This window comes from Kibdelosporangium phytohabitans (assembly GCF_001302585.1).
In the GTDB taxonomy this organism is placed as follows: Bacteria; Actinomycetota; Actinomycetes; order Mycobacteriales; family Pseudonocardiaceae; genus Kibdelosporangium; species Kibdelosporangium phytohabitans.
On sequence record NZ_CP012752.1, the window covers coordinates 7,598,694 to 7,612,617 of the forward strand.

Consider the following 13,924-nt stretch of genomic DNA (forward strand, 5'->3'; position numbering starts at 1 on the left):
CCGGCCGGCTGCTTCGTCACCGGTGTCATATGCGGTGTCGCGGTGCCCTGCTTGTCAGTCGAGCAGCAGGTGTACTTCCACCAGGGCTGTTCGCCGTCCGAGCGCGATGTCCACGACATGGCGGTGCTGCGGGAAGCGTTCGGGATCCGTACGCATTTCTGAGGGTCGGTGTTAGGTTCGAGCGATGGGGCGAACCAAGGTCGTCGTCATCGGAGCCGGACCCGCCGGACTGACCGTCGCCAACCTGCTGCACCGGGCCGGGATCGACTGCCTGGTGCTGGAGCGGGAGACCCGCGAGTTCATCGAACAGCGGGCACGCGCCGGTTTCATCGAGGAGTGGGCCGTGCGTGAGCTGGAGCGCCACGGCCTGGCGGACGGATTGCTCCGCCGCGCGCCGACGCAGGGTTCGTTCGAGTTCCGCGTCGACGGCGTACGCCACCAGTTCGACTACGCCGAACTGACCGGTCACCGGCATTTCGTCTACCCGCAACAGGAACTGGTCAAGGACCTGCTCACCGGCTACCCCGGCCCGATCCAGTTCTCGGTCGAGGACATCCGGCTGCACGACTTGGCCACCAGCCCATCCGTCACCTATGCGGGCCAACGGGTCGACTGCGACTTCGTGGCCGGTTGCGATGGCGCGCGCGGGATTTGCCAGTCCTACGTCCCCGCCACCATCACGCGGCACGACTACGGCATCGGGTGGCTGGCTCTACTGGCCGAGGCGCCACCGTCGGCCAGGAGCGTCGTTTTCGGCATCCACCCGCTGGGTTTCGCGGGACACATGGCGCGCACGCCGTCGGTGACCCGGTACTACCTCCAGTGCTCCCCCGGCGACACCGCCGACGACTGGCCGGACGACCGCGTCTGGACGCAACTGCGCACGCGGCTCGCCGTCCCCGGCGAACCGATCATCGACGGTCCGCTGATCGAGAAACGCGTGCTGCCGATGCACAACTACGTCCTCGACCGGATGTCCGCGGGCCGGCTCCACCTCGCCGGTGAGGCCGCTCATCTCGTCGCGCCCATCGCCGCCAAGGGCATGAACCTCGCCATCCACGACGCGCTGCTGCTCACCCGGGGCATCGCCGCGTGGTACGACGGCGATCCGTCCACACTGGATGGATACTCGGCCGCGTGCCTCGGCCGCGTCTGGCAGTACCAGGAGTTCTCCCTGTGGCTGTCGGACCTCTTCCACGGCTCACGCGATCCGTTCACCCACCAGCTCATCCAGGCACGGCTGCGGCGCCTGCTGAACTCACGCAAGGCGGCGGAGTCGTTCGCCGAGATCTACATCGGACAGCACGCGGACTTCTAGTGCGCCCGTCCTTGCGCACGACCCGCTTCGGCTGCCGGTGCGCGGGTTCGCGGGTCCAGCGGGTTCAGGCCGATCGCCGCCGCCGAGGCCTCGTCCGGGCTGATCACGGTGACGTCCGCACGCAGGTCCGCGACGACCTCGTCGAACGGCTTGCCCAGCGGGAACAGTGATTGCGTACCCAGTGGCAGCAGGATCACCACACGCTCGAAACCCGCCGCCAGGTCGGCGTTGTCCATCGTCCGGACACCGCCGTCGACATAACGACGGCCGTCGATCGACACGGTCGGCCAGATCCCCGGCACGGCGCAGCTCGCCGCGACCGCGTCGACGAGTGACACGCCGGAGTCGTTGCCGAACACTTGCGGCTCACCGGTTTCCGCGTCCACCGCGACGATCTTCAACGGAACCGACGGCCATTCGTGCGACGGCAGCCGGGAAGCGACCACCGCCCGCCGGTCGGCCTCGGAGACCGTGCGGGCCGCGAGGGCCAGCGCGCCGATCCGCTGCCGGGCATCCACCTCCGACGACGCGGCCTCGATCGCCGCGACCAGGTCCGCCCCGTAGGCCTCCATGTCGACGCCCGGGTCGATCTCCTTGTTCTGCAGGGAAGGGTCGACCTGCCGCGCGTACAGGTCGCCGAGGCTCAGACCGCTGCCCAGTTGCGCGGCCACGGTCGACCCGGCCGACGTCCCGACGACGAGATCGGCTTTGGTCACGTCCTTGCCCGCGTCGGCGAGCCCGGCCAGCAGCCCTGTCATCCACGCGATCCCCGCGACACCACCGCCGCCCAGCACAAGCGCATGCCCATTCACACTCGCGACACTAGCCCTCGAAGTAGCGACGGGGATTGTCGACGAGCATGGTGTGCAGTTGCTCGTCGGTCACACCGGCCTCCCGCAGCGCGGGAATCACCGTGTCGTGGATGAACGCGTAGTGCCAGTTCGGTGCCGCCACCTCACGAAGTCCGGGCGGGAACCAGTCGAAGTGGCACGAGGCGTCGTGCGCCAGCATCATCCGGTCGGCCAGGCCCTGCCCGGCCAGCGCCGTGACAGTCGCCACACGCGCGTCCGTCGGCAGCAGGATGTCCAGCCCGAACCGGTCCATGCCGAGGTAAGAGCCGTTGTCGACCAGTTCGCGCAGATAGTCCAGATCCTCGGTGTCACCGCTGTGCCCGATCACCACGTTGCCCAGGTCGACGCCCTCCCGCCGGAACACCTCCTGCGCCACCAGACCGGTGCGGTCCGGGGCACTGGTGTGCACCATGATCGGCGCGCCGGTCCGCTTGTGGGCCTCCGCCACCGCGACCATCACCCGTTCCACACCTGGCGAAAGCGTGTCCTGGATCGCGCACTTGAGGAACGCGGCCTTGATGCCCGTACCGGAGATGCCCTCGGTGATGTCGCGGACGAACAGGTCCACCAGCACCTCGTCACCGCCGAGCAGCGTCCCGGGGCCGTGGAAGTGCAGGAAGAACGGCACGTCGTTGTAGGTGTACAGGCCCGTGGCGGGCACGATGTTGATGTCGGCGGCCGCGTTGACCCTGGCGACCAGTTCGATGTCGCGGCCGAGCCCCAGCACAGTCGGGTCGACGATCGTGTCCACGCCGGTCGCCTTGAGCGCGGTCAGCCGTTCGACCGCCCCCGCCACCAGGCTGTCCTCGTCGTACTGGTCGGGGCGGGCCCGCCGGAGATCCTCGCTGAGCACGAAAACGTGCTCGTGCATCAGCACAGTTCCCAGTTCGGCCAACGAGATCGGACCACGAACGGTGTCCACGTGCGACAATTGGGGCTCCTCACTGAGCGCGGCTTCGCACGACCGAAATTACCGTAGATTCATCGCCATGAGTCGTGATGCCTACTGCTCTTCCTGCGGCACGCCGTACGCCGACACCGCCCCCTATCCGCGCGAGTGCGCCGCGTGCGGCGACCTGGTGTGGACGAACCCGAAGCCCGTGGCTGTGGTGCTGGTGCCGGTCGTCGTCGCCGACCGCACCGGGTTGCTCGTGATCCGGCGGGCGATCCCGCCGGTCGGCGGTCTCGCGCTGGCAGGCGGGTTCGTCGACGGGGACGAGACGTGGCAGCAGGCAGGCGCCCGCGAGGTCTACGAGGAAGCAAGCCTCGTGGTGGACTCCACGGCGATCGAGCCGTTGTGGTTCTCCTCGACCACGCCGAACCCGAATCTGGTGCTGCTGTTCGGCGTGACGCCTCCGGTCGCGGCATCGGACCTGCCGCCGTTCACGCCGAACAGCGAGGTGTCCGAGCGTGGCGTGGCCTTCGGCCCGCGCGGCCTGGTGTTCCCGCTGCACGAGACAGCCGCGCAGATGTACTTCGGGGTCGACGGTCCAGCCGAGTTCACACCACTGTGACCGGATGCTGGACGATCCCGTCGAACAGGTAACCCTGGGTGTTGTACGGGGTGACCTCGGGCTGGGTCGCGCCGGTGAAGTCCGTCGCGCGTGCACGCAGCGTGTACGCACCCGGCTCCTTGGGCCGCCATGGGAACTCCCACTGCAACCAGCCGTGCTTGTCCGCAGTACCCGTCGGCCGGGCCGGGTGCCAGCGGTGACCGCCGTCCACGCTCACGTCGACGTTGCGGATCCGGCCGTTGCCCGACCATGACCGGCCGCGCAGCACGTGCCGTTCGCCTGTTTGGAACACCGCGTCACGAGGCAGTTCGAACGCGCTCTTGACAACCTGCTTGCCGACGACAGTGCCTTCGGCGGGGTACGTGGGCCCCACCAGCCGGTAGAACTGCGTGTTCCACGGTGACGCGAGCGGGGTCTCGGACACCTCGATCTCGCCGAGCCACTTGATCGACGCGATGCCGATCCACGACGGCACCACCAGGCGCGCGGGGTAGCCGTGGTCGGGCGGCAGTTGCTGGCCGTTCATCTCGTACGCGATGAGCACGTCGTCGAGCGCCTTGCCGATCGGCAGCGGCCTGCGGACCTTGCCGAGGTTCACGCCACCGGTCACGTAGTCCGCGTCGAGCCCGGACGGCTGCACGTCCACCGCCCGCCTGCTCAGCCCGGCCTTGGCGAGCACAGTGGACAGCCGCACGCCGCGCCAGCGCGCGACACCGATCGCGCCGAGCTTCCACGGCGTTCCGGCCACCTGCTGGCCCTGCTGGCTGGTGTAGAAGCTACGGCCGTTGCCCGCGCACTCGACGGCCGCGGTGATCGTCTCGGACGGCAGCGACCGCAGATCGCGGTAGCCGAACTCGACGGGCCCGCGCCGCAGCCCGGTGCCGAACAGCCGCAGCCGCCAGGTGTTCACGTCGATGGCCGGCGTGGCCGTGTGGTTGCGCACGAAGAAGCGGTCGATCGGCGTGAGGTGTCCCTGGCCGCTGAGGGCTTCCCAGCGGGTCTCGGCGTTGGTGCCGTACACCTCGAACAGCTCCGGCGGCAGCGGCTTCACGATGGTGCTCGCCCCGGCCGCCTGCGCTGTCGATGTCGCGCCGACAGCCATGACGGCCCCTCCCAACACCGACAGGCGCAGCGCCGTACGCCGCGACAAGTGAAGACTTGATCGATCGTAGATCGCCTCGCGCATGCGCACACCACACCGCATGAGGATTGGCTGAATCCAGCATGTCCACATAGCGGACGCCACCGCGGACAGCGCGGGCACAGGCGCACCATTGCGACATGCACCTTGCTGTCGCACTGGATGGCGCGGGTTCGGACCCCGCGGCTTGGCGTGAACCCGGCGCACGGCCCGACGAGCTGCTGACCGCCCGCTACTGGGTGGACCTCGTACGCGAGGCCGAGGCGGGCAAGCTCGACTTCGTCACGTTCGAGGACTCACTGGGGCCAGGCAGCGACGACACCGGGCACGTACGCGGACGGCTCGACGCGGTGCTCATCGCGTCCCGTGTCGCGCCACTCACCGCACACATCGGGCTCGTGCCGACGGCCGTCGCCACGCACACCGAACCGTTCCACCTGTCCAAAGCGATCGCGACACTCGACTACGTCAGCAACGGCCGTGCGGGCGTGCACATCGTGGTCTCGGACGACGAACGCGACTACCGGCACTTCGGCAGACGCGAGTTCCCCAGCCCCGGCCTGCGGGACGAGGCCGCGGACTACGTAGAGGTCCTGCGGCGGTTGTGGGACAGCTGGGAGGACGACGCGGAGATCAGGGACGTGGCCACCGGCCGGTTCGTCGACCGGGACAAGCTGCACTACATCGACTTCGAAGGCAAGTGGTTCACGGTCAAGGGACCGTCCATCACGCCACGCCCGCCGCAGGGCCAGCCGGTGGTGGCCGGTGACGACCTGGTGTTCGCCGACCCGGACGCGCCGGTCGGGCACGGGCGCACGTTCGCCGACGTCCCGGTCCGGTTTCCCGACGACGGCCTGGCCGACCGGCTGGTCGCCCTGCGCGCCAAGGGCTTCTTCGGAGCCCGGCTGATCCCCGCCCGGTTGCCGCACGACCTGACCGGGATCGTCACCGACCTCGTTCCCGAACTGCAGCGGCGCGGCGTGTTCCGCCACGAGTACGAAGCCACCACCCTGCGTGGCCTGCTCGGCCTGGCACGACCCGGGAACCGTTACGCCACAGGAGCAGCGTGATGAAGCAGATCCACCTCGCCGCCCACTTCCCCGGCGTGAACAACACCACCGTGTGGAGCGACCCGCAGGCGGGCAGCCACATCGAGTTCAGCTCGTTCACCCACCTCGCGCGGACGGCGGAACGAGCCAAGTTCGACTTCTTCTTCCTGGCCGAGGGCCTGCGGCTGCGTGAGCAGGGCGGCAGGATCTACGACCTCGACGTGGTCGGCAGGCCGGACACGTTCACGGTGCTCGCCGCGCTCGCCGCGGTGACCGAGCACCTCGGACTGACCGGCACGATCAACTCCACGTTCAACGAACCGTACGAGGTGGCCAGGCAGTTCGCCTCGCTCGACCACCTGTCCGGCGGCCGGGCCGGGTGGAACGTGGTGACCTCATGGGACGCGTTCACCGGCGAGAACTTCCGGCGCGGCGGTTTCCTGCCGCAGGACCAGCGTTACTCGCGGGCCGAGACGTTCCTGCGGACCGCGTGGGAGTTGTTCGACTCGTGGCGCGGTGACGAGATCGTGGCGGACAAGCAGTCCGGCGTGTTCCTGCGTGACGCCGACGCGGGTGCGTTCGACCACCGCTCGGACCACTTCGACATCTCCGGCCGGTTCAACGTCCCCCGCTCGCCGCAGGGCAGACCGGTGATCCTGCAGGCCGGGGATTCCCACGAGGGCAGGGAGTTCGCCGCGGCCACCGCGGACGCGATCTTCTCGCGGCACGGCACCAAGGAGTCCGGGCAGGCGTTCTACACCGACGTCAAAGGCCGCCTGGCCAAGTACGGCCGGACCGGTGAGCAGCTCAAGATCCTGCCCGCGGCGACGTTCGTGCTCGGCGACACCGACGCGGACGCACGGGAGAAGGCCGCGATCGTGCGGCGCCAGCAGGTCAGCGGGCAGACCGCGATCAAACTGCTGGAACAGCTGTGGAACAGGGACCTCAGCGGCTACGACCCGGAAGGTCCGCTGCCCGAGGTGGATCCGCTGGTCGGGGAGAACACCGTCGCCAAAGGCCGGGCCAGCGTGCGGATGCACAAGGACCCGCTGGCGACCGCGCGGGAGTGGCGTCAGCTCGCCGAGGCGAAGAACCTGTCCATCCGGGACCTGATGATCGAGGTCAGCGCCCGGCAGACGTTCATCGGCTCGGCCGCGACGATCGCCGACGAGATCAACGACCTGGTGCAGTCGGACGCCGCGGACGGGTTCATCCTCGTCCCGCACGTGACACCGGGCGGGCTGGACGAGTTCGCCGACACCGTCGTGCCACGCCTGCAGGACCGAGGCGTGTTCCGCACCGAGTACACCGGCCCGACGCTGCGCGATCACCTCGGTTTGAACACGTGAAAGAACACGATGTACGCGACGAACGCCACGGCGGTGCCCTGGGTGCCGCCCAGCGGTAGCTGCCGGACCCAGTCATAGGTGCTGACCCGGCTCACCGGGTCACCGGGCTGGGTCCGGCGATACCACCGGACCAGGGCGAGGGCCAGGATCAGCATCCCGCCGGCAGCCGAGACGTGCCCGGACACGTTGTACAGCCGTGCGGGCCGACGGTCGGGATCCGCGTCGACGACCAGTTCCGCACGACGAAACCGTGCGTGCAGGCCTCCCAGAGGACGTGCGTCGCCGCGAGGCCGATGAGGATGTCGACGGTCGCGATGCCCACGAGCGAATGCGTGTCGAGCGGGATCGGCACGTAGTAGGCCAGGTCAGGCGCCATCACCCCGACGGCGAGCGCCGGGAACCACAGGATCCGCCGGAGCGGCAGGACGGCGGCGGGGTACGCGAGCGTGAACGGCACGGCCCCTACGCCGACAGCTGGATCATGGAGATCTCCGGTGGCGCGCCGACCCGGACCGGTGGCCCCCAGAAACCGGCGCCCCTGGTCACGTACACCCAGGTGTCGTCGATTTTCTCCAGCCCGGCGGTGACCGGCTGCTGGAGCGGCACGGCCAGGTGGAACGGGAACATCTGGCCGCCGTGGGTGTGGCCGGACAGTTGCAGGTCCACGCCGTGCTTGGCGGCTTCCTCGACCTGCACCGGCTGGTGCGCCAGAAGCACGACCGGGTTGGCGGTGTCGCGGCCGTCGAGCGCGCGGGCGATGTCCGGCGCGTCCTGGAACTGCTTGCCCGTGACGTCGTTGACGCCGGCGAGGTCGAAACCGGCGCCACCGCGCTGGATGGCCACCCGTTCGTTGCGCAGCGGGTTCACGCCGAGGCGTTCGAGCTCGGTCAGCCACGGCTGGAAACCGGAGTAGTACTCGTGGTTGCCCGTCACGAAGAAACTGCCGTGCTTGCTGACCAGGTCCTTCAGCGGCGCCGCGTCCTCACCGAGCAGGTCGACCGTGCCGTCGACCAGGTCGCCGACGATCGCGACCAGGTCCGGCTGCTGCTCGTTGATCATCCGCACGATCCGCTCGGTGTGCCCGCGACCGCGCAACGGGCCGAGGTGGATGTCGCTGACCACGGCGATCCGGAACCCGTTGAGCGACGGGTCCAGCCGCCTGATCGGCACCGGGACCGACGTGATCTCCGGGGCGCCGAGCGCCTTCGTGGCGCCGTAGCCGACGATGCCGCCCGCGGTGATCCCGCCCGCGACAGCGAACGTCCGCGCGATGAACACCCGCCTGCTCGGCAGGGGCACCGCGTCCGGCTCTCGCACACCGGCCACCGCGGGCTCCTTGACCCGGCGGTTGACCAGCAGCCTGGGGATCTCGAGCACACCGAGCACGAGCGTCAGGTAGAACATCAGCGCCAGCCACAGGTAACCCGGCCAGGCCAGCACCTGGAGGCTCCGCGAGAACACCACCGCGGCCATCATCAGCACGAACGCCACGACCAGCGCGACCGTGCCGGACAACCTGCCGCGACCACCGCGCAGCGTCGTGTCGCGGACGAGCCTTCGCCAGAGGTAGTAGTGCGCGAGCGCGGCCGGCACACCGAGCAGCAACAGGAACAAAGAACGACCTTCCGGGCGAAGATGACCTTGAGGGCACCAAACTACCTCCTCACCCGAATAGCCTGGCCGGATGGAACTAATCGACAGGTTCGCGGAGGTCGACACGACCGCGATCTGCGACGCGGACAAGACGACCAGGGTGATGGACAGCGGGATCAGGCCGCGTTCGGCGCAGTCGCGGGTGTTCGGCCCGGCGTTCACGGTCCGGTGCCGTGACGACTTCCTCGGCGTGCTGCGCGCGATCGAGGCCGCCCGGCCGGGTGACGTGATCGTGGTGGACGGCGGCGGCAGGGAACTCGCCCTCGCCGGGGAGATGTTCGCGCGCGGCGCGTTGGTCCGCAGGCTCGGCGGCATCATCATCGACGCCGGGTACCGCGACATCGCGTACGTGTCGCGCTGCGCGTTGCCGATCTACAGCCGGTTCGTCACGCCGATGGCCGGGACCACGGTCAAACTCGGCGAACTGCGGGTGCCGGTGACGTGCGGCGGTGTCGCGGTGAACCCGGGCGACATGATCCTCGCCGACGAGGAAGGCGTGCTGGTCGTCGATCCGGCACGGGTCGAGGGCCTGCTCGACGCCGCCGCGGCGGTGAAGAAGGCGGAAGCCGGGCTCGCCGCGAACCTGGCCGGGGGCAGGACGTTGAGCGACGGCACCAACCTCGCCGAGCACGTCGCGGCGCTGGAGCGCGGCGAACCGAGCAAGCTCACCTTCACGTGATCGGTAATTGAGTGGTGACCGTACAGGCGCGATGCCAGGCTGAGGTGTGTGACGGTGAACCACTTCGGCGAAGACGTGGCCAAAGACTACGACTCCGGCTACACGGACATGCCCGTCGAGCCGGTCGTCGAGTTCCTCAAGGGCCTCGCGGGTGACGGGTCCGCGCTGGAACTCGGCATCGGCACCGGCCGGATCGCGTTGCCGCTGAGCCAGGCCGGGGTCGCGGTGCACGGCATCGAGTTGTCCCCGCAGATGCTGCGACGGCTGGCCGCCAAGCCGGGCGCCGAGCGGATCGGTGTGACAACCGGCGATTTCGCGACCGCCAAGGCGCCCGGCCCGTTCCGGCTGGCGTACCTGGTGTTCAACACGATCATGAACCTGACCACGCAGGACGAGCAGGTGGCGTGCTTCGCCAACGTGGCAGAACACCTCGAACCGGGCGGGTTCTTCGTGATCGAGGTGGGAATCCCCGACCTGCGGCGGCTTCCGCCGGGGCAGAACTACTACCCGTTCGCGGTCGGCCAGGACAAGCTGGGCTTCGACGAGTACGACGTCGCCAACCAGGGCCAGATCTCCCACCACTACAAGATCGTGGACGGGTCCGTGCGGATCGTGTCGATCCCGTTCCGGTACGTCTGGCCGGCCGAACTCGACCTGATGGCACGGCTGGCCGGGATGCGGCTGCACGAACGCGTGAACGACTGGGACCGCAGCCCGTTCACCAGCGACAGCCGCGGTCACGTCTCCGTCTGGCAGAAGACCTAGCGGATCAGGCCCGCTGCGCGCAGGTCGGTCCAGACCCGCGCGGGCACGTCCGCGGCGAACGACTCCAGATTGCGCCGCGCTTCCCCGGCGGTCCGCATGCCCACCGCGATACCGGCGACGACCGGGTGCCGCAGCGGGAATGCCATGGCCGCCTGGGGAAGCGTCACGCCGTGCGCCTCGCACACGTCGGCGATCCTGTTCGCGCGCTCCAGCACGTCCGGCGTCGCGGCCTCGTAGTCGAAGTACGCGCCCTCACCCGGACGCGGCACCGCGAGCAGTCCGGAGTTGAAGATCGACGCCGCGATCACCGAGACACCGCGTTCCTCGCACGCGGGCAGGAACGTGTCGAGCGCGCTGTGATCGAGCAGCGTGTAGCGGCCCGACTGCATGACCACGTCGACATCGGTTTCCCGCACCAACGTGGTGAGCATGGCCGTGTCGTACATGCCCGCGCCGATCGCGCCGACGACCCCTTCCGACCGCAGTTCCGCCAGCGCCGGGTAGCCGTCCCGCAGCGCGTCGTCGAAGAACTGCTCGGCGTCGTGCAGGTACAGCACGTCGATCCGGTCGAGACCCATCCGCTCCAGCGAATCCTCGACACTGCGCCGGATCCCGTCACGGGTGAAGTCACGCACCCGGCGATGCGTCGCGGGCACGTGGAAACCGGCCGGGTCCATCCTGCCGGCCGGCTCCTGCGGCACCAGGAGTCTGCCGACCTTCGTCGACAGGGTGAACGAGTCACGCGGGTGCCGGCGCAGGAACTCGCCGATCCGGCGTTCGGAATGGCCGATGCCGTAGTGCGGAGACGTGTCGTAGTAACGGATTCCGCCGTCCCACGCCGCGGCCAGCGCCCCGGCCGCGGTCTCGTCGTCCAGCGGCGCGAACAGGCCGCCGAGCGGACCGCCGCCGAACGCCAGCTGCGTCACGTCGACAGTGGTTCGCCCAAGCCGGTTCGTCTGCATCCCAGGATCCCCCATGATCAGTTCGCTGCCACTCTGCCACACCACACGGAGGCGGGGAATTCGTTAAGGGTTCGTCCCGATCACCACGGTCGCGGCGGCTTCGGCGCAGCGGGCGATCCTGGGCGCCAGGCCGTGTTCGGCGAAAGCGGCGGCAGTGTGCGGCGCCTGTTGCTCGCTGGTCTCGATCAGCAGGTGCCCGCCCGGCGCGAGCCATTCCCGCGCCTGCGCGGTCACTCGGCGTTGCACGGCCAGTCCGTCCGTGCCGCCGTCGAGCGCGACCAGAGGCTCGTAGTCGCGCGCTTCCGGTGGCATCAGAGCGATCGCGTCGGTCGGGACATAGGGCGCGTTGGCCACCAGGATGTCCACGCGGCCGCGTAACCGGGCCGGCAAGGGCGCGCAGAGGTCGCCGAGGTGGACGTTGGCGACGTTGTGCCGAGCACAGGTCACCGCGACCGGGTCGATGTCCACGGCGTGCAGTTCGACGTCCTTGGCCGCGGTCAGCGCGGCGCCGACCGCGCCCGATCCGCAGCACAGGTCCACGACCACGTTCGCGTCACCCATCAGCGCGAGGCCTTGGGCGACCAGGAATTCGGTGCGGCGGCGGGGAACGAACACGCCGGGGTGCACGGTGATCCGCTGTCCGCAGAACTCCGCCCAGCCGAGGACGTGTTCCAACGGCAGACCCGCGGCTCTGCGGCCGACCATGGCGGTCAGGTTCTCGGGGCTGTCCGCGTTCTCGATGAGCAACCGGGCCTCGTCCTCGGCGAACACACAGCCGGCGGCACGAAGCCGGGAAGCGATCTCGGAGTGGACCTCAAGCGCCTTCCGGTGCGCAGGCGCTCGCTGTCTCACCCTCGGCGGACCTCGGCGAGCACCCGGTCTGACATGACGTTGACGGGTCTCACCTCCTCGTTCGATCTCGCCGCCGACACTACACGCCCTTGACACCCGGCCGCATGTAGCGCAAGCATGACGACCGTCGCCAAAGTGACACACGAGTTCTACCGCAGGAGGGTGCGATGGCGCGCACCGCCCACGTGGACACTTTCTGCCGGGACAACCTCCCGCCCGACGACGAGCAGCCCGAGTTCCTGCTCGACCCGGCCGCGCCCGGCAGGCTCAACTGCGCGGCGGCCCTGCTCGGCCCCGTGCACCCGGATCGCCCGTGCCTGCGGACCGGCACCGAGGTCTGGACCTACGGCGACCTGGACAGACGCAGCAACCAGCTCGCCCGCGTGCTGACCGAGGACCACGGCCTGGTACCGGGAAACCGCGTACTGTTGCGCGGGCCGAACAACCCGTGGCTGGTGGCGGCGTGGTTCGGCGTGCTCAAGGCAGGCGGTGTCGCGGTGACCACGATGCCGTTGCTGCGCGCGGGCGAGATCGCCACGATGGTCGAGATGACCAGGCCGAGCCTGGTCGTCAGCGACGACCGCTTCACCGGCGACCTGGCCGAGGTCGCCCTGCCGGTGCTGACCTACCCCGGCGGACTCCGGGCGGCCGCGGGGTCCAAACCCGACACGTTCGACGCGGTCGACACCGCCGCCGAGGACGTCGCACTGCTCGCCGCCACGTCCGGCACGACCGGGAAACCCAAAGCCACCATGCACTTCCACCGCGACGTGCTGGCGATCGCCGACACGTTCGGCAAGCACGTGCTGCGCCCGCACCCGGACGACGTGTTCACCGGGACCCCGCCGATCGGTTTCACGTTCGGCCTCGGCGGCCTGGTGATCTTCCCGATGCGCGTCGGCGCGTCGACCCTGCTGCTGGAGCGCGCCACACCGGACGAACTCGCCGACGCCATCGCACGGCACCGCGTGACCGTGCTGTTCACCGCTCCCACGGCGTACAAGGCGATGCTGGCCACCGGCAAGGCACCCGGCCTGACGAGCCTGCGCAGGTGCGTCTCGGCGGGCGAACACCTGCCGGCCCCGGTGTGGGAACAGTTCCACCAAGCCACCGGTGTCCGGATCATCGACGGCATCGGCGGCACGGAACTGCTGCACATCTTCATCTCCGCGGCCGACGACGACATCCGGCCGGGATCGACCGGCAAACCCGTCCCCGGCTACGAAGCCGTCGTCATCGACGACGACGGACGGCCGGTCCCCGACGGGACACCGGGCCGTCTCGCGGTGAAAGGCCCGACCGGCTGCCGCTACCTCGCCGACCCGCGCCAGCGCACGTACGTCCACAACGGATGGAACGTCACCGGCGACACGTTCGTGCGCGACGCCGACGGCTACTTCTGGTACCGGGGCCGGACCGACGACATGATCATCTCGGCCGGGTACAACATCGCCGGGCCCGAGGTGGAGAGCGTGCTCGCCGGGCACCCGGACGTGTCCGAGGTCGCCGTGGTCGGCGCGCCCGACCCGGACCGGGGCATGGTCGTCAAGGCGTTCGTCGTCCTCCGCAACGGGGTCCACAGAGGGCAATCCGAGGTCACCGAACTGCAGGACTACGTGAAACGGACCATCGCGCCGTACAAGTACCCGCGGGTCGTGGAATTCCTCGACGAGCTGCCGAAAACCAGCAGCGGCAAGATCCAGCGCTTCAAACTGCGCCGCATGCCCTAGCATCCCGAGTCGTTGGTTCGTGTGCACGCGTGAGGCCCTGTGGCAGGCCGTACCCCGACCG

Annotated in this window: 16 protein-coding genes; 8 read left to right on the forward strand and 8 right to left on the reverse strand. The window is 69.4% G+C overall.

Translation table 11 applies throughout. The features are described 5' to 3' along the window. Window positions 1-27 precede the first annotated feature (27 nt). Both AOZ06_RS62280 and AOZ06_RS34190 read left to right on the forward strand, forming a co-directional pair. Entirely contained in the window at window positions 28-162 is a 135-nt protein-coding gene (locus AOZ06_RS62280) for a nucleotidyltransferase domain-containing protein (protein WP_417999979.1), read from the forward strand. Between the two features lie 22 nt (window positions 163-184). Next, on the forward strand, window positions 185-1,318 hold the full coding sequence (locus AOZ06_RS34190) for a 4-hydroxybenzoate 3-monooxygenase (RefSeq protein WP_054293160.1): 1,134 nt from the start codon (window positions 185-187) through the stop codon (window positions 1,316-1,318). Here the strand turns inward: AOZ06_RS34190 and AOZ06_RS34195 are convergent. Both AOZ06_RS34195 and AOZ06_RS34200 read right to left on the reverse strand, forming a co-directional pair. Next, window positions 1,315-2,130 (reverse strand): patatin-like phospholipase family protein, encoded by an 816-nt coding sequence (locus AOZ06_RS34195; RefSeq protein WP_236951833.1) that lies wholly within the window; start codon window positions 2,128-2,130, stop codon window positions 1,315-1,317. The genes AOZ06_RS34190 and AOZ06_RS34195 overlap by 4 nt on opposite strands. 10 nt (window positions 2,131-2,140) lie before the next feature. Then, window positions 2,141-3,100, reverse strand: coding sequence for a phosphotriesterase family protein (locus AOZ06_RS34200; protein ID WP_054293161.1), 960 nt, complete (start codon window positions 3,098-3,100; stop codon window positions 2,141-2,143). Window positions 3,101-3,158: 58 nt separating this feature from the next. Here AOZ06_RS34200 and AOZ06_RS34205 point away from each other — a divergent pair, with 58 nt between their 5' ends. Beyond that, on the forward strand, window positions 3,159-3,683 hold the full coding sequence (locus tag AOZ06_RS34205) for an NUDIX domain-containing protein (RefSeq protein WP_054293162.1): 525 nt from the start codon (window positions 3,159-3,161) through the stop codon (window positions 3,681-3,683). Here AOZ06_RS34205 and AOZ06_RS34210 read toward each other — a convergent pair. Further along, entirely contained in the window at window positions 3,670-4,785 is a 1,116-nt protein-coding gene (locus AOZ06_RS34210; RefSeq protein WP_225952974.1) for a sulfite oxidase, read from the reverse strand. The two genes, AOZ06_RS34205 and AOZ06_RS34210, sit on opposite strands and share 14 nt — an antisense overlap. Before the next feature lie 179 nt (window positions 4,786-4,964). Here AOZ06_RS34210 and AOZ06_RS34215 point away from each other — a divergent pair, with 179 nt between their 5' ends. Beyond that, window positions 4,965-5,894, forward strand: a complete 930-nt coding sequence (locus AOZ06_RS34215) for an LLM class flavin-dependent oxidoreductase (RefSeq protein ID WP_054293164.1) — start codon at window positions 4,965-4,967, stop codon at window positions 5,892-5,894. Next, entirely contained in the window at window positions 5,894-7,222 is a 1,329-nt protein-coding gene (locus AOZ06_RS34220) for an NtaA/DmoA family FMN-dependent monooxygenase (RefSeq protein WP_054293165.1), read from the forward strand. The genes AOZ06_RS34215 and AOZ06_RS34220 overlap by 1 nt, the downstream gene beginning before the upstream one ends. On the opposite strand, the gene AOZ06_RS60530 is transcribed toward AOZ06_RS34220, so the two are convergent. Genes AOZ06_RS60530 through AOZ06_RS34230 form a run of 3 tightly spaced genes read right to left on the reverse strand, consistent with a single transcriptional unit; the run spans window position 7,201 to window position 8,836 of the window. Beyond that, on the reverse strand, window positions 7,201-7,377 hold the full coding sequence (locus AOZ06_RS60530; RefSeq protein ID WP_236951834.1) for a hypothetical protein: 177 nt from the start codon (window positions 7,375-7,377) through the stop codon (window positions 7,201-7,203). The genes AOZ06_RS34220 and AOZ06_RS60530 overlap by 22 nt on opposite strands. Continuing rightward, entirely contained in the window at window positions 7,371-7,679 is a 309-nt protein-coding gene (locus tag AOZ06_RS60535) for a DUF4184 family protein (RefSeq protein ID WP_054293166.1), read from the reverse strand. Before AOZ06_RS60535 ends, AOZ06_RS60530 begins: the two co-directional genes overlap by 7 nt. A gap of 5 nt (window positions 7,680-7,684) precedes the next feature. Beyond that, window positions 7,685-8,836, reverse strand: coding sequence for a metallophosphoesterase (locus AOZ06_RS34230; RefSeq protein ID WP_054293167.1), 1,152 nt, complete (start codon window positions 8,834-8,836; stop codon window positions 7,685-7,687). Window positions 8,837-8,906: 70 nt separating this feature from the next. Here AOZ06_RS34230 and AOZ06_RS34235 point away from each other — a divergent pair, with 70 nt between their 5' ends. Then, window positions 8,907-9,554, forward strand: coding sequence for an RraA family protein (locus AOZ06_RS34235; protein ID WP_054293168.1), 648 nt, complete (start codon window positions 8,907-8,909; stop codon window positions 9,552-9,554). A gap of 48 nt (window positions 9,555-9,602) precedes the next feature. Continuing rightward, on the forward strand, window positions 9,603-10,319 hold the full coding sequence (locus AOZ06_RS34240; RefSeq protein WP_054293169.1) for a class I SAM-dependent DNA methyltransferase: 717 nt from the start codon (window positions 9,603-9,605) through the stop codon (window positions 10,317-10,319). Here AOZ06_RS34240 and AOZ06_RS34245 read toward each other — a convergent pair. Then, complete coding sequence (locus tag AOZ06_RS34245; RefSeq protein ID WP_054297121.1) at window positions 10,316-11,281, reverse strand: aldo/keto reductase; 966 nt, start codon at window positions 11,279-11,281, stop codon at window positions 10,316-10,318. The genes AOZ06_RS34240 and AOZ06_RS34245 overlap by 4 nt on opposite strands. Window positions 11,282-11,344: 63 nt before the next feature. After that, window positions 11,345-12,133 carry a putative protein N(5)-glutamine methyltransferase gene (locus AOZ06_RS34250; RefSeq protein ID WP_054293170.1) on the reverse strand — a complete coding sequence of 263 codons (789 nt, stop codon included), beginning with the start codon at window positions 12,131-12,133 and terminating at the stop codon, window positions 11,345-11,347. A 167-nt stretch (window positions 12,134-12,300) separates the two neighbouring features. On the opposite strand from AOZ06_RS34250, the gene AOZ06_RS34255 reads away from it, so the two are divergent. Beyond that, window positions 12,301-13,863 carry an AMP-binding protein gene (locus tag AOZ06_RS34255; RefSeq protein WP_054293171.1) on the forward strand — a complete coding sequence of 521 codons (1,563 nt, stop codon included), beginning with the start codon at window positions 12,301-12,303 and terminating at the stop codon, window positions 13,861-13,863. Window positions 13,864-13,924 lie beyond the last annotated feature (61 nt).